General features: G+C 67.6%; 16 protein-coding genes. 11 read left to right on the top strand and 5 right to left on the bottom strand.

Annotated features, from left to right (window positions below; all coding sequences use genetic code 11):
• Nucleotides 1-356: 356 nt before the first annotated feature.
• From PFX91_RS00580 to PFX91_RS00530, 11 genes are all read left to right on the top strand, one after another.
• Complete coding sequence (locus PFX91_RS00580) at nt 357-1,916, top strand: branched-chain amino acid ABC transporter permease (RefSeq protein WP_285728612.1); 1,560 nt, start codon at nt 357-359, stop codon at nt 1,914-1,916.
• A 12-nt stretch (nt 1,917-1,928) separates the two neighbouring features.
• Nucleotides 1,929-2,918, top strand: coding sequence for a branched-chain amino acid ABC transporter permease (locus PFX91_RS00575; RefSeq protein ID WP_285728610.1), 990 nt, complete (start codon nt 1,929-1,931; stop codon nt 2,916-2,918).
• Nucleotides 2,908-3,774, top strand: coding sequence for an ABC transporter ATP-binding protein (locus tag PFX91_RS00570; protein ID WP_285728609.1), 867 nt, complete (start codon nt 2,908-2,910; stop codon nt 3,772-3,774). Before PFX91_RS00575 ends, PFX91_RS00570 begins: the two co-directional genes overlap by 11 nt.
• Nucleotides 3,767-4,615, top strand: coding sequence for an ABC transporter ATP-binding protein (locus PFX91_RS00565; protein WP_285728608.1), 849 nt, complete (start codon nt 3,767-3,769; stop codon nt 4,613-4,615). The genes PFX91_RS00570 and PFX91_RS00565 overlap by 8 nt, the downstream gene beginning before the upstream one ends.
• A 344-nt stretch (nt 4,616-4,959) precedes the next feature.
• Complete coding sequence (locus PFX91_RS00560; RefSeq protein ID WP_285728606.1) at nt 4,960-5,307, top strand: HesB/IscA family protein; 348 nt, start codon at nt 4,960-4,962, stop codon at nt 5,305-5,307.
• A gap of 246 nt (nt 5,308-5,553) precedes the next feature.
• The gene (locus PFX91_RS00555) at nt 5,554-6,525 is read left to right on the top strand and encodes a carbohydrate kinase family protein (protein ID WP_285728605.1); all 972 of its coding nucleotides are present in this window, start codon (nt 5,554-5,556) and stop codon (nt 6,523-6,525) included.
• Between the two features lie 369 nt (nt 6,526-6,894).
• Nucleotides 6,895-7,506 carry a 30S ribosomal protein S4 gene (rpsD, locus tag PFX91_RS00550; RefSeq protein ID WP_285728604.1) on the top strand — a complete coding sequence of 204 codons (612 nt, stop codon included), beginning with the start codon at nt 6,895-6,897 and terminating at the stop codon, nt 7,504-7,506.
• Between the two features lie 901 nt (nt 7,507-8,407).
• Nucleotides 8,408-9,376 (top strand): aa3-type cytochrome oxidase subunit II, encoded by a 969-nt coding sequence (gene ctaC, locus PFX91_RS00545; RefSeq protein WP_502888220.1) that lies wholly within the window; start codon nt 8,408-8,410, stop codon nt 9,374-9,376.
• Nucleotides 9,376-11,049, top strand: coding sequence for an aa3-type cytochrome oxidase subunit I (ctaD, locus tag PFX91_RS00540; RefSeq protein ID WP_285728603.1), 1,674 nt, complete (start codon nt 9,376-9,378; stop codon nt 11,047-11,049). The genes ctaC and ctaD overlap by 1 nt, the downstream gene beginning before the upstream one ends.
• 6 nt (nt 11,050-11,055) lie before the next feature.
• The gene (locus tag PFX91_RS00535) at nt 11,056-11,481 is read left to right on the top strand and encodes a cytochrome c oxidase subunit 4 (protein ID WP_285728601.1); all 426 of its coding nucleotides are present in this window, start codon (nt 11,056-11,058) and stop codon (nt 11,479-11,481) included.
• Nucleotides 11,482-11,685: 204 nt separating this feature from the next.
• On the top strand, nt 11,686-13,011 hold the full coding sequence (locus PFX91_RS00530) for a L,D-transpeptidase (RefSeq protein ID WP_285728600.1): 1,326 nt from the start codon (nt 11,686-11,688) through the stop codon (nt 13,009-13,011).
• Nucleotides 13,012-13,090: 79 nt separating this feature from the next.
• Here PFX91_RS00530 and PFX91_RS00525 read toward each other — a convergent pair whose 3' ends face one another.
• The 5 genes from PFX91_RS00525 to PFX91_RS00505 are packed head-to-tail and all read right to left on the bottom strand — an operon-like array spanning nt 13,091 to nt 21,173.
• Nucleotides 13,091-14,293, bottom strand: a complete 1,203-nt coding sequence (locus PFX91_RS00525; protein ID WP_285728599.1) for an MFS transporter — start codon at nt 14,291-14,293, stop codon at nt 13,091-13,093.
• A 49-nt stretch (nt 14,294-14,342) separates the two neighbouring features.
• On the bottom strand, nt 14,343-15,086 hold the full coding sequence (gene narI / locus PFX91_RS00520) for a respiratory nitrate reductase subunit gamma (protein WP_285728597.1): 744 nt from the start codon (nt 15,084-15,086) through the stop codon (nt 14,343-14,345).
• Nucleotides 15,083-15,742 (bottom strand): nitrate reductase molybdenum cofactor assembly chaperone, encoded by a 660-nt coding sequence (gene narJ / locus PFX91_RS00515; RefSeq protein ID WP_285728594.1) that lies wholly within the window; start codon nt 15,740-15,742, stop codon nt 15,083-15,085. The genes narI and narJ overlap by 4 nt, the downstream gene beginning before the upstream one ends.
• Complete coding sequence (gene narH, locus PFX91_RS00510) at nt 15,739-17,457, bottom strand: nitrate reductase subunit beta (protein ID WP_285728593.1); 1,719 nt, start codon at nt 17,455-17,457, stop codon at nt 15,739-15,741. Before narH ends, narJ begins: the two co-directional genes overlap by 4 nt.
• Nucleotides 17,457-21,173: a nitrate reductase subunit alpha gene (locus tag PFX91_RS00505; RefSeq protein WP_285728591.1), complete on the bottom strand. Its 3,717-nt coding sequence runs from the start codon at nt 21,171-21,173 to the stop codon at nt 17,457-17,459. Before PFX91_RS00505 ends, narH begins: the two co-directional genes overlap by 1 nt.
• Nucleotides 21,174-21,341 lie beyond the last annotated feature (168 nt).

The raw sequence follows: 21,341 nt of genomic DNA, 5'->3' as shown, positions 1-21,341 counted from the left end.
CACATCCGGTCGCCGGGTGTGACCCCTTCCGTTGCTCCTCTTCCTTCTGTGCCCGTTGACATCTTGTTTCTCTGCCGGGGGTCTGCGTGATCAGTCCGCTGCTCCGTGTGCGCGAGAAGCACGCAGAACGGGCACGTGGAGGGGGAGAAACGAGACGGATGGTCAAGGTCAACCCGTGAGGGGTACCGTTTCGGTCTCGTTTTCGCACAATGGGATGACGTTTGGATCACGTGGCTTTAGCGCAGCTGAATGACCTGCCTAAATCGGGCTAAACTCACCGCACCGAACAGCAATGGACAGCGGTGCCGAATGCGCGCATTCGACACCGTCACCCCTCAGATGCGCAAGGAGCGCGCGTGCGCACACGTCTCCTGACCGTGCTGCTCGCCCTGATCACCGCCATCGTGGTGATTCCCGGGTCGGCGGCGACGGCAGACGAACAGGGCGGTGAGGCGCTGCACGGTCAAATCCTCAACCCGGACGACCGGGATCAAGGTGTCGAAGGCATCGGGATCACGGTTCTGGCCGGTGAGGACGAGATCGGGGCGGCCGAGACCGACTCTGAAGGAAAATGGGAAGTGGGGCTGCCCGAACCGGGCACCTACCGCGTAGTGGTGGACCAGGAGTCCGTCCCCAGCGAGTTCGTCGTACGCGAGGGCCTCATGGTCGACGGCGAGACCGAGGTGGAGGTGGAGGCCGACGACCGACGCCCCCTCATCATCGCGTTGGAGCGCCCGGGCGAGTCCGCGGAGAGCTCCGCCTCGCCCTCGCAGGAGGAGACCGACGACTCCGACACCGCGGCGGAGGCCGGGGACGAAGAGGCGATCCAGCCCACCGTGGGCGGGAGCGACTCCTTCGGCGGGCGCTTCCTCCAGCTCACGGCGGCGGGGCTCCTGTACGGCCTGGTCATCGCGGTCTCCGCGATCGGCCTCTCTTTGATCTTCGGCACCACGAAACTGATCAACTTCGCCCACGGCGACATGGTCACGTTCGGTGCGATGGCCGCTCTGGTCTTCAGCAGCGGTGCGGCGGGACTGGGCAACTCCCTGTTGGCGATCTTCGCCGGCCTGGGGGTGGCGGTCCTGCTCGGCGCCTTCATGGAGAACAAGCTGTCCCGCACGGGGCTGATCGTCGCGCAGTGGACGGCGATCTTCGCCGGTATCGCGCTGGCGACCGTACTGGGCGTGCTGGGCGACTCGGTGGGCTGGAGCGTTCCGCTGTGGGCGGCCGCCACCATCGCGGTGGTCATGGGCGCCCTGCTGGGCGCGACGATGGAGCGCTACCTCTGGCGTCCTCTGCGGCGGCGTAACGTCGCGATGATCCAGATGTTCATCGTCTCGATCGGTATCGCGCTGGCACTGCGCCACGTCATCCTGGTGGTCTTCGGCTCGGGCCGTACCCGTTACTCGGGATTCCAGGTCCAGGAGCTGGTGCACATCGGCCCCATCTCGATGGCCCCCCGCGACCTGGTGATCATGGTCGTGGCGGTGCTGATCCTGGTGGGAGTGGCCTGCCTGTTGCAGCTCACGCGTATCGGCAAGGCGATGCGCGCGGTGTCGGACAACCGGGACCTGGCGGAGTCCTCCGGCATCGACGTCGACCGGGTCACCCTGTACGTGTGGGGCCTGGGTGGCGGTCTGGCGGCGCTCGGTGGCGTCCTCTACGGACTCAACCAGGTGGTGGAGTACGAGATGGGCTTCCGCCTGCTTCTGTTGATGTTCGCCGCGGTGATCCTGGGCGGTCTCGGCACGGCCTACGGCGCGATGGTCGGCGGCCTGGCCGTCGGCCTGGTGGCGATGTTGTCCACCCTGTGGTTCCCATCCCAGCTCATGCAAGCGTGGGCTCTGGCCCTGATGATCCTCATGCTGCTGGTCAGGCCTCAGGGTCTGCTCGGTCGGCGCGAGCGGGTCGGCTAGGAGAGACGAACGATGGATATCCTTTCGATTCTCGCCGAGTCCACCCGGTCGGCGCTCGGACCGATCGCGGCGATCTACGCGCTCGCCGCCATCGGACTGAACTTCCACTACGGCTACACCGGGTTGTTGAACTTCGGTCAGGTCGGTTTCATGCTGGTGGGTGCCTACGGCGTGGGCATCAGTGTGGTGGTACTCGAACTGCCGGTGCTGGTCGGCTTCGCCGTCGGCCTGCTGTGTGCGTTGGTGCTGGCGTTGCTGCTGGGTATTCCGACGCTGCGGCTGCGGGAGGACTACCTGGCCATCACGACGATCGCGGCGGCCGAGGTGTTGCGCCTGGTGTACCGGGCGGGTTTCGCCGAACCGCTGACCGGCGGCGTGTACGGCATGCAGAACCTGTCGGCCGGTTTCCGTTCGATCAACCCGTTCGACGGGGGCGCGCGGTACGGCGTGGGCCCGTTGTCCTACAACGGCAACCACCTGTGGGTGCTGGTGGTGACGTGGGGCCTGGTGGCCCTGATGGTGGGTCTGACCTGGATGCTCATGCACAGTCCGTGGGGACGTGTGATCAAGGGCATCCGGGAGGACGAGGACGCGGTCCGCAGCCTGGGCAAGAACGTGTTCGCGTACAAGATGCAGGCGCTCGTCCTGGGTGGCCTGGTCGGTGCGCTGGCGGGTTGCATGCTGGCGGTGTACCAGGCCTCGATCCAGCCGGACCAGTTCAAGCCGCAGGTGACGTTCTTCCTGTGGGTGATCCTGCTGTTGGGCGGCGCCGGACGTGCGTTCGGCCCGGTCCTGGGCGCGATGGCGTTCTGGTTCCTGATGACCTTCACCGACGGTGTGCTCAGGGGTTTCGGCTCCATGGGCTGGCTGCCGTTCCTGTCGGGTCCGGACTACGGTGCGATCCAGCTGGCCTTCGTCGGCGTACTGCTGGTGCTGCTGATCGTCTTCCGGCCACAGGGCATCATCGGCGACCGCAAGGAGATGCTGATCAATGTCAAGTGACGAGACGAGCGGCACCGTGGAACGCATGGCCGGCGCGGAGCCGGTGCCGGGGTCGGCCAAGACGGATCCGATTCTGGTGGCCGACGGCGTGCGGCGCTCCTTCGGCGGCCTGAAGGCCGTGGACGTGGAACACCTTCAGGTGCAGCGTGGCACGATCACGGCGTTGATCGGTCCGAACGGCGCGGGCAAGTCGACGCTGTTCAACCTGTTGACCGGTTTCGACCGTGTGGACGCCGGCCGCTGGACGTTCGAGGGACGGGCCATCAACGGCAGGCGCGGCCACCAGGTGGCGCGGGCCGGGATGGTGCGGACGTTCCAGCTGACCAAGGCTCTGACGCGTATGACGGTGCTGGACAACATGTTGTTGGGCGCCGGTGGCCAGTTCGGCGAACGGATGGCCGGGGCGTTCCTGCGGCCCGTGTGGCGGGAGCAGGAACGGAACAACACCCGGCGCGCCATGGAGCTGTTGGAGCGCTTCAAGCTCGTCGACAAGCGTGACGACATGGCGGGTTCGCTCTCGGGCGGTCAGCGCAAGCTGCTGGAGATGGCGCGTGCGCTGATGACGGACCCGACGATGATCATGCTCGACGAGCCGATGGCCGGTGTGAACCCGGCGTTGGTGCAGTCGCTGCTGGCACACATCACGTCGTTGCGCGATGAGGGCAAGACGGTGTTGTTCGTCGAGCACGACATGGACGTGATCATGGGCATCAGCGACTGGATCGTGGTGTTGGCCCAGGGACAGGTGATCGCGGAGGGACGTCCTTCCGACATCCGTTCCAACCAGCAGGTGATCGACGCCTACCTGGGTGCCCAGGAGGAGACGGCGGCGACCGGCGGGAGTGACGATGACTGAGAACGGGAGCCTGAAGCCGGAGGAGGTTCCGGTGGAGGCGGAGGAGGCCTCGGTCGCCCAGGAGCAGCGTGAGGAGGTGCTGGATCAGGCCCGTTCGGAGGCGGTGGTGGGCGGTCCGCAGGACTACCTGCTGTTGGCCAAGGACCTGGTCGCGGGTTATGTGCCGGGCGTGAACATCCTCAACGGATGCACGCTGACGCTGACCGAGGGCGAGGTCGTGGCGATCATCGGTCCGAACGGCGCGGGCAAGTCGACGTTGATCAAGACGATCTTCGGTCTGATCCCGGTGCGTGAGGGCGGTCTGACGCTGCGGGGTTCGAGCATCTCGGGCCTGCCCGCGCACGGGTTGGTGGAGCTCGGTGTGGGTTATGTCCCACAGACGCAGAACGTGTTCCCCTCGTTGACGATCGAGGAGAACCTCCAGATGGGGGCCTTCCTTCGGCCGCGCACCTTCTCCGAGCGGTTCGACGTGGTGGCGGGGCTGTTCCCTCTGCTGGCCGACCGCCGTAAGGCCAAGGCGGGGTCGCTGTCGGGCGGTGAACGTCAGATGGTGGCGATGGGTCGGGCGCTGATGATGGACCCGTCGGTGCTGCTGTTGGACGAGCCGACGGCGGGTCTGTCCCCGATCTACCAGGAGGAGGTCTTCCAGCGGGTCAAGGAGGTCAACCGTACGGGTGTGTCGGTGATCATGGTGGAGCAGAACGCGCGTCGGTGTCTGCAGATCTGCGACCGTGGCTATGTCCTGGACCAGGGCCGCAACGCGTACACGGGTACCGGTGCCGACCTGCTGAACGACCCCAACGTCATCGAGCTGTACCTGGGGACGCTCGCCAAGGGCTGACCCGGATGGTCGGGGGCGGGGTCCTTCGGGGCTCCGCCCCTCGTCGTGCCGGGGAAGAGCCGGCACGGGATCGCTCCGGTGCGCGGGTGGGAGATGGCGTAGCGGGGCTGGACAAATTACCCTGGGGGGACGAGCACGTTTGTGCGCCGCCGGTCCCCTCGGGGGCGGGCGGCGGGCACGCAACGGCGGTGGTGCGGCGACATCGGATCCGTACAGGAATGCCGGGCCGGGACGGGGTGTTGGGTTTCGTTGAGGAGGCCTGTGTCCGCTCAGGCGGGCCGGTCCCGGATGCGACCGAGGGGTCGCCAGGCCAGCCGCAACCCCTTTCAGAGGAGCTTTACGACATGACGGTTCAGAGCGAGACCACCGAGGGCATCATCCTCACCGACGAGGCGTCCAGCAAGGTCAGGGCGCTCCTGGAGCAGGAGGGGCGGGACGATCTGCGTCTTCGTGTGGCCGTTCAGCCAGGTGGTTGCTCGGGGCTGCGCTACCAGCTCTACTTCGACGAGCGCGAGCTGGACGGCGACGTCGTCACCGACTTCGGCGGTGTGGAGGTCGTCACCGACCGGATGAGCTCTCCCTATCTGGTGGGCGCCACGATCGACTTCGTCGACACGATCGAGAAGCAGGGGTTCACCATCGACAACCCCAACGCGACGGGATCCTGCGCCTGCGGTGACTCCTTCAACTAGGAGTCCTGTCCGGCGGGCCGCCGGACAGGAGGCCCGTACGCCTTCGGGCCGGGGCCTTCGGAGGAGATGAGGTCGAGGGGAGGGCGGTGAACCGCCCTCCCCTCGACGTCGTGGGCGTCGGTCGGGGCGGAGCGGGAGCCCATGCCGGAACGGCTGTGGGTACCCTGGGGCGGTCCGCGTCAGGCGCGTGTGCCCGTACCCGGTGCCGTCCCTGCTCGACCCTGCCGACCGAGGAGTCTTCGTCCCGTGCGTATCGCGGTTGCCGGATCCATCGCCACCGACCATCTGATGTCCTTCGAGGGTCGGTTCGCCGAACAGATCATCCCCGAACAGATCCAGCAGTTGTCGTTGTCCTTCCTGATCGACGAACTCGACGTGCGACGCGGTGGTGTCGCCGCCAACATCTGCTTCGGCATGGGCCGCTTCGGTCTGGAGCCCGTCCTGGTGGGGGCCGCCGGAGCGGACTTCGAGGACTACCGTTCCTGGCTGGAACGCCATGGTGTGGACACCTCGTCGGTCTACATCTCCGAGCTGCGTCACACCGCGCGGTTCATCTGTACGACGGACCGTGACCAGAACCAGATCGCGTCGTTCTACGCCGGTGCCATGGCCGAGGCGCGCAACATCGAGCTGCAACCCATCTCCGACCGTGTGGGCGGGCTGGACCTGGTGTTGATCGGTGCGAACGACCCCGAGGCCATGGTGCGGCACAGCGAGGAGTGCCGTACGCGCGGTATCGCCTTCGCGGCCGACCCTTCCCAGCAGTTGGCGCGGATGGAGGGGGAGAAGGTGCGCACTCTGATCGAGGGCGCCTCGTTCCTGTTCACCAACGAGTACGAGAAGGCGCTGGCGGAGCAGAAGACCGGATGGTCGGACGGGGAGGTGCTCTCGCGGGTGGGCACCAGGATCACGACGTTGGGGGCCAAGGGGGCCCGTATCGACAGGCGGGACGAGCCCAGCGTGCACGTGCCCGCGGCCGTGGTGGGCGAGGCCGTGGACCCGACCGGGATGGGTGACGCCTTCCGGGCCGGTTTCCTGGCCGCGCACTCGTGGGGATTGTCGTTGGAGCGCGCCGCGCAGGTGGGCAACGCCACCGCGGTGCACTGCCTGGAGGCCGACGGTCCGCAGGAGTACACCCTGACCTCCGAGTCGCTGTTGGAGCGTCTGGAGAAGTCCTACGGAGCCGACGTCCGCGCCGAGGTCGAGCCGTTCGTGTAGTTCTGTCACCGGGTGGGCGGTCCGGTGCGGGAGGCCGGTGTCCGCGCCCTGGGGCCGAGTGGTCGGGGCGGTGCCCTGGAGCCCGTAGAGTAGTGAGTCGCGACCCGCACGTCTTGGTCCGTCGACCGGACCGTGTCCCACGTGGCCGCCCGTCGGTGTCCCGCGTGGGAACGTCGTGCTCTCCGGTGCGTTGAAACGCGTGCCGGGTATCCAGCCCAAGCCGTCAGCGTGGGTCGCCGCGACGGTGGGGAACATGTCCGTGATCGGTGCGCGGTGGTGCGCCCTTCCGGGCTCGGGCGCCTGTGGGCGCCTCCCAGATCTAGGCCAGCCTTACCTGGGATTCCCTGATTCATTCTGAAAGGACATTGCATGCGCTACACCGGACCGAAGGTGCGGTTGTCCCGGCGCGCCGGCACTCCGCTGACCCGTAAGGCGGTTAGCTACTTCGAGAAGCGTCCCTACCCGCCCGGTGAGCACGGCCGCCGCGTCCGTCGTAACAGCAGTGACTTCGCGGTCCGTCAGGCCGAGAAGCAGAAGGTGCGCTGGTACTACGACCTGACCGAGAAGCAGCTGCTGCGGGTCTACGAGAACGCCAAGAAGCGTGCGGGCCGTACCGGTGAGGAGATGCTCATCGAGCTGGAGCTGCGGCTGGCCACGGTCGTGCTGCGCGCCGGTTTCGCCGCCTCGATCTACGCCGCCCGCCAGTTCGTCAACCACGGTCACATCCTGGTCGACGGCAAGAAGGTCGACATTCCGTCGTACCAGGTCAAGCCGGGGCAGATCATCAGTGTTCGGGAGAAGTCCCGCAACATGGTGCCGTTCGTCGAGGCCGCCGAGGGTGTCCACGCCGACGACAAGATCGCCGGTTACCTCGCCGTGAGCCACCAGGACCTGCGGATCGCGGTCACCGACCGTCCCAAGCGCGAGCAGATCCCCGTGCCCTTCGACGAGCAGCTCGTCGTGGAGTTCTACGCCCGTTAGGGAGTGGCCCCGGGGGGTTCCACCGGGAACCGTCCGAGAAGAAGGCCGCGCGGATCCGTCCGCGCGGCCTTCGGCGTCCGTGCCCCTCGGTGTGGGGCTTCGGTGTGGACGGCCGAATGTGCCCCAGGCCACGCCCACACTCCGATGTGGCGCACATTGTTATCTTTTCGGAATTGTGGCTTCGTGCGCCCCTGTGGTTACGGGGTTTTCGGCCATGGGGGGAGCAGGGGAGCCCCCGTACCCCCGCTTCAGCGCTCACGGCGGATGTGAGAAGCGCTACCCCTTGCCAGGAGCCGTTCGGCGACGGGCTCGCGGGTCTTCCGCCGGTGACGGACGGGGAGGTCGGCGCGGACCGCCGGATCATCGGTGGTGCCCGCGATGGCCTCCTCGAGGGGCACTTGGTGCAGGCGAACGGCCGAAACGACGAGGGGCCGGGGCGTTCGCGGCCCCTCGCCCCCACCGTCGCCGAGGGGGTCCGGGGCCGGGGCGCCCGGACACGCGGAACACCCCCGTGTCGGTCTTCCCGAGGTCACCATCCCGGCCGGATCGGGTCGCTAAGGCGAACCCGGTTAAGGGCGCCGTAAACCCAGCGATACGCTCACCTTAGTCTCTCCTCGTGGAACGTCCGTGCCGCTCCCGCGGCCGGAGGGGAAGCGATCAGGGAGACTCCGGGGAACGCCGGGCCGCGCTCCGTAGCCAGCCGGGAGGGTCACCTCCGCGGGCGAAAGGGCCCGGCTCCGTGTACCGCCGAGGACTTCGTACCGGGCGTCTGGCAACACGCTGACCAGGCAAGCCCCGGGCCGGGGTGCTGGGCGGTTCGCGATATGTTTCCCCCTGCAAAGCTTTGAATCAGGCCGCCCGTGGAAGGATCCACGGGTCTACACCGCTGGGAAGGCAATCCGTGAGTCCGACCCGCCAAGAGAATCGGCGCTCCCAACTGCGCCGATGGGCACCACGCGGCGCCGCGCTCGCCGTGCTGGGGCTGGCCGCGACCGGCTGCGCGTCGAACGATCTCACTCGTTTGGGCATGCCGGAGCCGATCACCAACCAGGCCGAGCGTGTTCTTTCGCTCTGGCAGGGCTCCTGGGTGGCGGCTTTCGCGGTCGGCATTCTCGTGTGGGGACTGATCGCGTGGTCGATCATCTTCCACCGCAAGCGTTCTGAGCAGTTGCCGCCACAGGTGCGGTACAACATGCCCATCGAAGCGCTCTACACCGTTCTGCCGATCGTCGTCATCTCGGTGCTGTTCTTCTTCACAGCCCGGGACCAGGCGATCCTGATGGACACCGACGAACCCGCCGACGTCAACATCGAGGTCGTGGCCTTCCAATGGGCCTGGCAGTTCAACTACCTCGACGACAAGAAGGAGAACGGCGGGGAGGTGCTCTTCTCGGAGACCGGTATCCCCAACCCCGACGGCACCGCCGATCCTTCGACCCAGACGACGCTCGTCCTGCCCGAGGGTGCGAAGGTCCACTTCGACCTGCACTCGCCCGACGTCATCCACTCCTTCTGGGTTCCCGCGTTCGGCTTCAAGCTGGACGTCATCCCCGGGCGCGACAACGCCTTCCAGGTGGACATGAACGAGGGCACCGCGGGAGAGTACATCGGCCGCTGTGCCGAGCTGTGCGGTGTGGACCACACCCGCATGCTCTTCAACGTCGTCGTCCTTCCCCAGGACGAGTACGACGCCTGGGCAGCCGAGCAGGAGCAGGCCGCATCCGAGGCCGAGACCGACGCAGCCGAGACCGGGGACGACCCGGAGAGCGGTGAGGGTTCGGGTGCCGAGGGTTCGGGCGCCGACGGCTCGGGCACCGACGAAGAGGGCACAGGCTTCGGTGACGCTGACGCCGAGGAGAATGACCAGTAATGACCACGACGGACACCTCTATCAGGACCGACGGTAAGGCACCGTCGCGTCAGGGGTTGGCGATCGTCAAATGGATGACGTCGACCGACCACAAGGTGATCGGGAACATGTACCTGATCACCTCCTTCGCCTTCTTCCTCTTCGGTGGCGTTCTGGCCGTGCTCATGCGCGTGGAACTGCTCCAGCCGGGCATGCAGGTCATGTCCAACGAGCAGTTCAACCAGATGTTCACCATGCACGGCACGATCATGCTGCTGATGTTCGCGACCCCGCTCTTCGTCGGGTTTTCGAACGCGATCATGCCGTTGCAGATCGGCGCGCCCGACGTGGCGTTCCCCAGGCTGAACCTGTTCAGCTACTACCTGTTCCTGTTCGGTAGCCTCATCGCCATCGGCGGGTTCCTGACCCCCGGCGGTGCGGCCAGCTTCGGCTGGTTCGCCTACACGCCACTGTCGGACGCGGTCCGCTCGCCCGGCCTGGGCGGCGACCTGTGGGTGCTGGGCCTGATCATGTCGGGTCTGGGCACCATCTTGGGATCGGTCAACTTCATCACCACCGGCCTGTGCATGCGCGCACCCGGTATGACGATGTTCCGCATGTCGATCTTCAGCTGGAACACGATGCTCACCAGCATCCTGGTGCTCATCGCGTTCCCCGTGCTGACCGGTGCCCTGGTGGGGCTGGCCTCCGACCGGATCGTGGGTTCCCAGATCTTCAACCCGGAGCACGGTGGTGCGATCCTGTGGCAGCACCTGTTCTGGTTCTTCGGCCACCCCGAGGTGTACATCATCGCCCTGCCGTTCTTCGGCATCGCGACCGAGATCATCCCGGTGTTCAGCCGTAAGCCGATCTTCGGCTACAAGGGCCTGGTCGGCGCGACCATCGCCATCACCGGCCTGTCGGTGACGGTGTGGGCGCACCACATGTTCCCCACCGGCGCCGTCCTGCTGCCGTTCTTCTCGTTCATGAGCTTCCTCATCGCGGTCCCCACCGGGGTGAAGTTCTTCAACTGGGTCGGCACCATGTGGCGCGGCCAGATCACCCTGGAAACACCGATGCTGTTCACCATCGGTTTCCTGGTCACCTTCCTCTTCGGTGGTCTGACCGGTGTGCTGCTGGCCTCCCCGCCCATCGACTTCCACGTCACCGACACCTACTTCGTGGTGGCGCACTTCCACTACGTGGTGTTCGGCACCGTGGTGTTCGCGATGTTCGCGGGCTTCTACTTCTGGTGGCCCAAGCTCACCGGAAAGATGCTCAACGAGAAGCTGGGCAAGTTCCACTTCTGGCTGTTGTTCCTGGGCTTCCACGGCACGTTCCTGGTGCAGCACTGGCTGGGCGCGGCGGGCTTCCCGCGTCGCTACGCCGACTACCTGCCCTCGGACGGCTTCACCGAGCTGAACCAGATCTCCTCGATCTCCTCGTTCGTCCTGGCCGCCTCCACGCTGATCTTCTTCTGGAACATCTACGTCACCGCGAAGAAGGCGCCGAAGGTGACCGTGGACGACCCGTGGGGTTACGGCAACTCGCTGGAGTGGGCGACCTCCTGCCCGCCGCCGCGGCACAACTTCACGTCGCTGCCGCGGATCCGTTCCGAGCGTCCCGCGTTCGACCTGAACCACCCGCACGCCGCGGCTCCGGGCGCGGTCGCCGCGGGCGCCACGAAGGAGTAAGGGCGTATGAAGACGCAGGCCTACATGTTCATGGGCGTTTCGACCTTCTTCGGTCTGGTCGCCGCCCTGTACATCTTCTGGTCCTACCAGGACACCGGCACCATCGAGTGGACGGGTACCACCGCCCTGGTGATCGCCCTCGGCTTCGGCTGGATGGTCGGTTACTGGCTCTGGCAGGCGGCTCGCCGCAGCGAGCACTTCCACGGGCTTCCCGCGGAGGAACGTCTGGACGGTGAGATCCAGGAGAACGCCGGTGAGTACGGGTTCTTCAGCCCGCACAGCTGGTGGCCGCTGTTCGTGGCACTGGCCGTGGCGTTCGGTGTGGTGGGCGTGGCCATCGGATGGTGGATGGCGCTCATCGGTGCCTTCCTGGTCATCCTGAGCGTGATCGGCTGGGTCATGGAGTACTACCGCAAGGAGTTCCAGCACTAGCCGACCTCGGTCGTTCGACGGTTCCGGCCCCGGTGTCCACCAGGACACCGGGGCCGGCCGTCGTCAGGGGCATTGTCGGCACTCCCTGACGAGGTCGGGCGCGAAGGTAGGCTGCTGCGCAGGACCGAACCGACAGCGGTCCGTTGGCGTGTGCCCGTGGCACACGAGCTGGACCCGTCACAACGGACTCTGGAGGTCGTTGGCGTGAAAGGACGTGTTTCCCGGTCGGTGACGTGGCGCCTGGCGGTCGCGGCGACCGCGGCTGCCCTGGCGGTGACCGCCTGCACCACGACCCAGGAGCGAGTCCCCGAGGCGGCTCCCGCCCCCACCCCGGAGGAGCCCAGTGGGCCGCGGGTGACCATCACCCCCGAGGAGGGTTCCTCGGACGTGGCGCCGAACACCCCCGTACGGGTCGTGGTGGACGAGGGCGTCATCACGGGGGTCCAGGTCGAACAGATCCCCTCGGAGAGCGAGAGCGCCGACGAGGCCGGGACGGAACAGGTCGTCTCGGAAGGGGAGGCCGGCGACGAGCTGGAGGGGACCCTGAGTGAGGACGGCACCGCGTGGGTGAGCGACTGGAACATGGCCCCGGGCTCGTCGGTCACCGTGCACGCCACCGCGGAGGACGAGGACGGTGTGGAGTCCGAGGCCGCCGTGGAGTTCGAGACCTTGCGGGCGGTGCCCGGACGGCGTCTGGAACTGGTCTCCAACTTCCCCGCCTCCGGGGACACCGTGGGTGTGGGCATGCCCGTCATCGTCAACTTCGACCTGCCCGTGCAGAACAAGACCCAGGTCGAGAACTCCATGGAGGTCACCTCCGACCATGAGGTCGAGGGCGCCTGGAACTGGGTGAGCGACCAGATGGCGGTGTTCCGTCCCCGTGAGTACTGGCAGCCCTACCAGAAGGTCAGAGTCGACCTGCGGTTGGACGGAGTGGAGGCCTCCGAGGGCGTCTACGGTGTCGGTCGACACCGTATCGACTTCGAGGTGGGCCGCCGGATGATCGCCACCATGCACGTGCCCGACCACGAGATGAGGGTGGAGATCGACGGGGAGCCGGTGCGCACCATCCCGGTCAGCAACGGCACGGCCGACAAGCGTTTCAACACCACCACCTCCGGCGTGCACCTGACGATGGAGAAGTACGAGTCACTGGTGATGGACGCGGCCACCGTCGGCATCCCCGAGGACTCACCCGACTACTACAAGCTCGAGGTGGACTGGGCGGTGCGTACCTCCCACAGCGGTGAGTTCACCCATGCCGCGCCCTGGAACGACCAGATCGGTTCGGCCGACGTCTCCAACGGGTGCACGAACATGTCGGTGGAGGAGGCCCGGTGGTTCTACGACCACGTGTTGATGGGCGATGTGCTGGAGACCACCGGGACCGACCGTGAACTGGAGTGGGACAACGGGTGGGGTTTCTACCAGCGCTCCTGGGAGGAGTGGTTGGCGGCCAGTGCCACGGGCGAGCCGCAGGTGACCGACGGCTCGGGGACGCCCGGTCCGGTGCACGGAGAGGGCCTTTGACCTTCTCCGTACCGGAGCCTTCGCCTCCTCTCTCCGGCCGGGGCAGGAGGCCGGCCCTTCGGGGCCGTGGCTGTACGCGTCATCCTCCCCTGGTGACGTGGGGGAAGGCACGTGCGGTGTAGACCGCCGCGACGAGCGCGCAGAGGGCCAAGAGCACGAAGCCGATGGTGTAGGCGCCGGTCAGCTGCAACGTGACGCCCATGAGGATGGGAGGGAAGTAGCCGCCCAGCCCTCCGGCGGCACCGACCAGCCCCGTCACGGTCCCCACCCGCGCGGGTTCGACGAGTCGGGCGACCAGGGCGAAGACGCCGCCGGTGCCAAGGCCCAGGGCCGCCGCCATCAGGACGAAGACCGTTCCGGCGGTGAACTCCGCGGGGGGCTGGAACGCCAGGGCGAGGGCCAGCACCGTCGTGCCGACGAAGGAGACCACACAGACCCGTACGGGGCCGACCCTGTCCGAGAGCGCCCCGCCCAGAGGGCGTGTGAAGACCGCCACCAGTGAGAATCCGGCGGTGCGCAGGCCCGCCTCGGTCTGGGCGTACTCGTAGGCCGTGTGCAGCAGGGTCGGCAGGTAGGTGGAGAAGGCCACGAAGCCTCCGAAGGCGACCGCGTACAGCCCCATGTTCTGCCAGGTCGCCTTGAGGCGCAGTGCTCCGCGGATACGTGGCGGGACCGGTGCGGAGTCGGGACTCCAGCCGGGCGCGTCGCGGCTGAACACGTACATGATCACTCCCATCGCGGCCAGGGCCACGGCCAGGGCCACGTGTACCCCGGTGACCCCGAGGACCCCCGCCAGAGCGGGGGTGAGGAACGCCGACAGTGCGGTGCCCCCCATGCCGGCGCCGAAGACACCGGTGGCCAGTCCGCGGCGCTGCGGGGAGTGCCAGGCGCTCACGAACGGGATCCCCACCGCGAAGGAGGTTCCCGCGATGCCGAGTAGGAAGCCGAACACCAGCAGGGCCGTGAACGAGGTCCCGAGGAAGCCGATGAGCAGGACCGGGACGATGCTCGCGAAGCAGATGAGGCTCATCATCAGCCGGCCGCCGTAACGGTCGGTGAGGGCGCCGACGGGGATGCGGCCCACCGCCCCGATGAGCACGGGGAAGGCGATCAGGAGAGAGGTCTCGGTCGGACCGAGATCCAGCCGCTCGCTGTAGGTCGGGGCCAGTGGCCCCACCAGGTTCCACGCCCAGAACGTCAGGGCGAACGCGGCCGTGGCCAGGGCGAGGTTGGCCGTGGCTCCGCGTTCGGTGACCGGGCTCTCCGCTGTGCTTCTCGTCACGGTCGATCTCCAGGGTCGGTTCGTCGCACCACGTGTCCTCGGCGCCTGGTCATCTGCGGTATTCCTCGCCGACGGGATCCCAGCCCCGACGGCGCGGTCGCCCCGCGGGAAGTCCGTCCCGGCCGCGGTAGAGGACGTAGGGACGCCACAGGTAACCGATGGGGGCACTGAAGACGTGCACCAGGCGCGTGAAGGGCCACAGGGCGAAGAGCAGGAACGCGGTGAGACCGTGGGCCTGGAAGCTCAGAGGGGCCCCGGCCATGAGTTCGGGGTGCGGATCGAGGAGGAACAGGCCCCGGAACCACACCGAGACGCTTTCGCGGTAGTCGTAGTGGCTGATGATGTTCCCGACCACGGTGTTGGCCAGTCCCAGGACGATCACCACGGCCAGGGCGAGGTACATGAACTTGTCCATGCGGGTCGTGGCGCTGAAGACCGGGCCGACGGTGCGTCGCCGGTAGATGAGGATGGCCATTCCCACCAGGGTGCAGAATCCCGCGACGGCTCCGATGGCCACGGCCATGACGTGGTACGCCCCGTCGGAGACGCCGACGGCCTCGGTCCAGCTCTTGGGTATGCCCAGGCCCAGGACGTGGCCGAGGAAGACCGCGAGGATGCCGAAGTGGAAGAGCGGGCTCCCCCAACGCAGCAGACGACTCTCGTAGAGCTGGGAGGACAGGGTCGTCCATCCGAACTTGTCGTAGCGGTAGCGCCAGTAGTGGCCCACGGCGAACACCGCGAGGCAGATGTAGGGGATGACGACCCACAGCGTCGTGTCGAGTGTGCTGGTCATGTACGCACCTTTGTGTGGTCCACGAGGGCGAAGGGTTCCAGACCGACCTCCTCGTCCGGCGGGCCTTCGGCGGCCAGACGGACGACGGCGTCGCGCAGGCGTTCGGTGAGCGGAGGAAGTGTGGCGCTCACCGCGGTCAGGGCCCCCGCGTAGGGGGAGCCGGCGTCGCGCAGGGCCAGATGGAGCAACTCCAGACCGGCCCTGTGCTGTACCAGCAGACGTGTTCCGGCCCGAAGGTCGACGGTGGCGGAGAACTCCAGCAGGACGCACAGGTGGTCGGGGAGTTCACCGGTGCCGATCTCGAAACCGGACGCGCGGTAGGCACCGCTGAAGCCCAGGAGCGCGGCTCCGCGTTTGCGGGTGTCGCCGTAGGAGTAGTAGGTCAGGTGCAGGCAGCAGCGTCGGCGCAGGTCGAAGGTGGCGACGTAGTCCTCGGCCAGTCGTCGTCCGGGGGTCCGTCGGAGGTGGTCGAGGACGCCGCCGAGCTCGCCGCGCACGGTGTCGGGAAGCTCGTTCGTGGCCGTGCGCAGCAGTGGCAGGTCGGCCAGGAGCCGTTCGTCGGGGTAGTCCAGGACGAGTGCGGCGATGCGGTGGGTGAGCGCGCGCTGGTCCTCGGAGAGGGGGTGGCGGCGCAGGGCGCGGAGCAGGCGGCTCATGGCTTGGGGTCCGTCTCGGCGTCGGGGTCGGTGCCGTCCATGAGTTCGGGGGCGCCGCGGTCCTGGCCTGGTCGAGGTGGGAAGAGACCTTCGGGTCTGCCCTTGCCGTCCCAGTTGAGGAGGTTGACGCGCCGGCTCTTGTCCCCCGGATCGGTGAAGGTGTTGGCGGTCTGACGCTGTTTGAGTGCCTGGAAGTTCTCCACGGCGATCGGGGTGGCTCCTCCCGATCCCTCTCCGAAGGGGCCCCATCCGCCCATGCCCGGACCGCCCTCGTAGTCCAGGCTGCATTCGGTGGCGAGTTCCTCGAGGCCGTGCGCCTGCTCCGCGTGGGCGGGCGGAATGACGTAGCGCTCCTCGTACTTGGCCAGAGCCAGGAGCCGGTACATGTCGTAGACCTCCTCCTCCGTCATGCCGACCGCCTGGGGGATGCTCCCGTCGGGTTCGCGGCCCAGGTTGATGTCGCGCATGTAGGAACGCATGGCGGCCAGGCGTTTGAGCACGTCGGTGACCGGCACGGTGTCTCCGGCGGTGAACAGTTCGGCCAGGTACTCCACCGGGATGCGCAGGCTGTCGATGGCGGCGAAGAGGTTGTCGCCCGCCTCGGCGTCCTCACCGGTGTCGGCGACCGCGTCGACCACGGGTGACAGCGGCGGGATGTACCAGACCATCGGCATGGTGCGGTACTCCGGGTGCAACGGCAGCGCCACCCGGTAGCGGTTGATCAGTGACCAGAGGGGAGAGCGTTGCGCGGCCTCGATCCAGTCGTGGGGGATGCCCGCGCGCTCCGCCTCACGGACGACGTGGGGGTCGTCGGGGTCCAGCAGGACGCTTCGTTGGGCGTCGAGCAGCCGGTGCTCGTCCTGGACCGAGGCGGCCTCCAGGACCGCGTCGGCGTCGTAGAGCACCAGTCCGATGTAGCGCAGCCGGCCCACGCAGGTCTCGGCGCACACGGTGGGCAGACCGACCTCGACCCGAGGGAAGCAGAAGGTGCATTTCTCGGCCTTGCCGGTGCGGTGGTTGAAGTAGACCTTCTTGTAGGGGCATCCGGTCACGCACTTGCGCCAGCCACGACAGCGATCCTGGTCGACCAGGACGATGCCGTCCTCACTGCGCTTGTAGATGGCTCCGGAGGGACAGGAGGCGGCGCAGGAGGGGTTGAGGCAGTGCTCGCAGATGCGTGGGAGGTAGAACATGAAGGTCTGCTCGAACTCGAGCCTGATCTTGTCCGAGACCTTCTGTAGCACCGGGTCGTCGGGGGCCAGTTCGGGCGCCCCGGCGAGACTGTCGTCCCAGTTGGCGCTCCAGGAGATGTCGGTCTCCTCGCCGCTGATGAGGGATCGGGGGCGGGCGACGGGGGTGTGCTCCTGCAACGGGGCGTCGGTCAGGGTCTCGTAGTCGTAGCTCCAGGGCTCGTAGTAGTCCTGGATGGAGGGCATGTTGGGGCTGGAGAAGATGGTCAGCAGGTTCTTGAGGCGGTTGCCGGCCTTCAGGGTGAGCCTTCCCCGTCGGTTCAGCTCCCAGCCGCCCTCCCAACGATCCTGGTCCTCGTAGGTACGGGGGTATCCCTGTCCGGGGCGCGTCTCGACGTTGTTGAACCACACGTACTCCATCCCGGAGCGGTTGGTCCAGGCCTGCTTGCACGTGACGGAGCAGGTGTGACAGCCGATGCACTTGTCGAGGTTCATCACCATCGCCATCTGGGCCATGACACGCATCAGTACTGCACCTCCTGGGAGCGGCGGCGGATCATGGTGACCTCGTCGCGCTGGTTTCCGGTGGGACCGAGGTAGTTGAAGGCGAAGGAGAGTTGGGCGTAGCCGCCGATGAGATGACTGGGCTTGATGAGCAGGCGGGTGGCGGAGTTGTGGATGCCGCCACGCCTGCCGGAGGTCTCCGACCGCGGCACGTCGATGAGCCGGTCCTGGGCGTGGTACATGTAGACCGTTCCCTCCGGCATCCGGTGGGAGACGATGGCTCGGGCCACGATGACGCCGTTGCGGTTGACCGCCTCGATCCAGTCGTTGTCGGACACCCCCACCTTGGCGGCGTCCTCGACGCTCATCCAGATCGTCGGTCCGCCTCGTGACAGGCTCAGCATCAACAGGTTGTCCTGGTACTCGGAGTGGATCGACCACTTGTTGTGCGGGGTCAGGTAGCGCACGGTCACGCCCAGTTCACCGACCTCGCCGATCGGGGGCTCGGCGAAGAGCGCGTGCATGTTCAGGGGCGGCCGGTAGACGGGCAGGTTCTCACCGATCTCGGCCATCCAGTCGTGGTCGAGGAAGAAGTGCTGACGCCCGGTGAGGGTGTGCCAGGGCTTGTGGCGCTCCACGTTGATGGTGAAGGGGGAGTAGCGGCGCCCCCCGCTCTCGCTTCCGGACCACTCCGGTGAGGTGAGGACGGGGACGGGGGCGGCCTGGATGTCGGCGAAGGTGATCCGCCTGCCCTCGTGTTCGGCGGCGAGGTCGGCCAGGCGGCTGCCGGTGCGCTCCTCCAGGGTACGAAACCCCTGGGCGGCCAGACGGCCGTTGGTGGTGCCCGACAGTGCCAGGATGGCCTCGCACATGTGGGTGGCCCGGGCCAGGGAGGGGCGTCCGTCGGCGACGCCGCCGCGCACGGTCCCGTTCTCGCGCCCGAGTCGGTCCACCTCCCCTCCGACGTCGAAGGTCACGCCCTTCGTCGTCGCGCCGAGCCTGTCCAGCAGGGGGCCGAGGGCTCCCATCTTGTCCGCGATGGCGGTGTAGTCGCGCTCCACCTCCACCAGCTTGGGCATGGTGAGGCCGGGCACCGGTTCGCATTCTCCGGTCTTCCAGTCGCGGACCCGTCCGTGCGGGGTGGCCAGTTCGTCGGGGGTGTCGTGGGTGAGGGGGACCGCCACGACGTCCCTGCGCACGCCGAGGTGGTCGACGGCCAGTCGGCTGAACGCGCGCCCGAGGGCGGTGAAGGCGTCGAAGTCGGTGCGGCTCTGCCAAGGAGGGGCGATGGCCGGGTTGAAGGGGTGCACGAAGGGGTGCATGTCGGTGGTGTTGAGGTCGTGTTTTTCGTACCAGGTGGCGGCGGGCAGCACGATGTCGGAGAAGACCGTGGTGCTGGTCATCCGAAAGTCCAGCGACAAGAGCAGGTCGAGTTTGCCGGTCGGCGCCTCGTCGTGCCAGACGACGTCGGCGGAGCGTGCCCGGGGCGGTGCCTCCTGGGCCCGTACGGAGGAGTCGGTGCCCAACAGGTGCTTGAGGAAGTACTCGTTGCCCTTGCCCGAGCTGCCGAGCAGGTTGGCGCGCCATACGGTCAGGACCCGGGGGAAGTTCTCCGGGGAGTCGGGATCCTCGCAGGCGAATCGCAGCCGTCCGGCCTTCAGCTCCCGTGGAACGTACTCGGACACCGGCAGCCCGGCACGTTCCGCTTCCTCGGCCAGGCACAACGGGTTGCGGTCGAAGGTCGGGTAGGAGGGCATCCAGCCCAGCCGCGCGGACTGGGCGATCACGTCCGCCGTGGACTTTCCCGAGAACGTTCCCCGACCGTTGGCCGTGGCCAGGGCGTCGGCGCCGAAGGGGTCGTAGCGGAACTGGTCGGTGTGCAGGTACCAGTAGGCGGTCTGGATCATCTGTCGCGGTGGACGTGACCAGTCCAGCGCGGCGGCCACCTGGTTGTAGCCGGTGAGGGGCCGTACCTTCTCCTGCCCCACGTAGTGCGCCCACCCCCCTCCGTTGACCCCCTGGCAACCGGTCAGTGTCGTCAGGGTCAGGAACGCCCGGTAGATCGTGTCGGAGTGGAACCAATGGTTGGTGCCGGCTCCCATGATGATCATGGAACGGCCTCGGGACTCCTCGGCGTTGGCCGCGAACTCCCGTCCGATGCGTTCGGCCCGTTCGGCGGAGACCCCGGTGATCGGCTCCTGCCACGCCGGCGTGCAGGGCTGGGTGGCGTCGTCGTATCCGCTCGGCCAGGTGCCGGGGAGCCCGTCGCGGGGGACGCCGTACTGGGCGAGCAGGAGGTCGAAGACCGTGGTGACGAGGTGCTCGCCGACGCGGCGGACCGGAACGCCCCGGTACAGCGGTTCGGCGGCGCCTGTGAGGTCGTCGAAGCGGGGCAGTTCGACGGTGACCGCTTCGCCGTCGGGTGTGTGGAGGCTGAGCAGCGGAGCGGTGTCGCCCAGGTCGAGGTTCCACCGGCCCTTGCCCTCCTCGCCGTAGCGGAAGCCGAGGGAGCCGTTCGGCACGGTGGGTTCGCCGGTGTGCTCGTCCAGCAGCACGGTCTTGAAGGCGGCGTTGTCCTCCGTGCCGCCCAGGTCCGCGCAGGTGAGGAACTTGCCGGGCCGGTAGGAGTCGCCCTGCCGGTCCAGGCGGACCAGGAACGGCAGGTCGGTGTAGCGCTTGACGTAGTCGTCGAAGTAGGGCGTGCTCCGGTCGACGAAGAACTCCCTGAGCACGACGTGGCCCATCGCCATGGCGAGGGCACCGTCCGTACCGGGGCGGGCGGGCAGCCACTCGTCGGCGAACTTGGTGCTGTCGGCGTAGTCCGGGGAGACCACGACCACCTTCTGTCCGCGGTAGCGTGCCTCGACCATCCAGTGGGCGTCGGGCGTGCGGGTCACGGGCACGTTGGAGCCCCACATGATGAGGTAACCGGCGTCCCACCAGTCCCCGGACTCGGGCACGTCGGTCTGGTCGCCGAACACCTGGGGCGAGGCCACCGGCAGGTCGGCGTACCAGTCGTAGAACGACAGCATCGTTCCACCGATCAGCGAGTAGAACCGGGAGCCCGCCGCCTGAGAGACCATCGACATGGCGGGGATCGGGGAGAACCCGGCGACGCGGTCGGGACCGAACTCCTTGACGGTGTGCACATGGGCGGCGGCGGCCATCTCCACGGCCTCCTCCCAGGAGGTCCGCACCAGACCGCCCTTGCCGCGAGCCGCCTTGTAGCGGCGGGAACGCTCGGGGTCGGAGACGATGTCGGCCCAGGCCAGGACGGGGTCGCCGGTACGCCGTTTGGCCTCGCGGTACATCTCCAGCAGCAGACCGCGCACATAGGGATAGCGCACCCGGGTCGGTGAGTAGGTGTACCAGGAGAAGGCCGCTCCCCGCGGGCAGCCGCGCGGCTCGTACTCCGGACGGTCGGGACCCACCGACGGGTAGTCGGTCTGTTGTCCCTCCCAGGTGATGATCCCGTCCTTGACGTAGACCTTCCACGAACAGGAACCCGTGCAGTTGACCCCGTGGGTGGAACGCACCACCTTGTCATGGCTCCACCGGTCCCGGTAGAAGGCGTCGGAGTCGCGTCCCCCGATCTGGTGCAGTGTGCGAAGGTCGGACGAGACCTGGCGGGGACGCAGGTACCTGCGTGTGCGCAGCAGCGCCTCGGTGAGGGCGCCGTCGAGGCCGGGGGTGCTCTGGTGGGTCGGGTCGTTTCGGGAAGTCGGTTCGTCTGCCACGGGAAGCCCTTCCGGTGAGCGAGGGTGCCGGGTACGGCCGGTGACGGCGCCTCGACCGACATGCTCTCAATGTGCATGGTCCGCTACCCACTGTAGTCAAAGGTCGCGGGTGTCGACCGTAGGCCGGATCACCTGTGGTCCGAGTCCATCACGTAGAGCAGGGGGGAC

The sequence above is a fragment of the Nocardiopsis sp. ATB16-24 genome, assembly GCF_030271535.1.
In the GTDB taxonomy this organism is placed as follows: Bacteria; Actinomycetota; Actinomycetes; order Streptosporangiales; family Streptosporangiaceae; genus Nocardiopsis.
The sequence above is the reverse complement of the archived record's forward strand: the minus strand, read 5'-3'. Positions and strand labels throughout refer to the sequence as shown.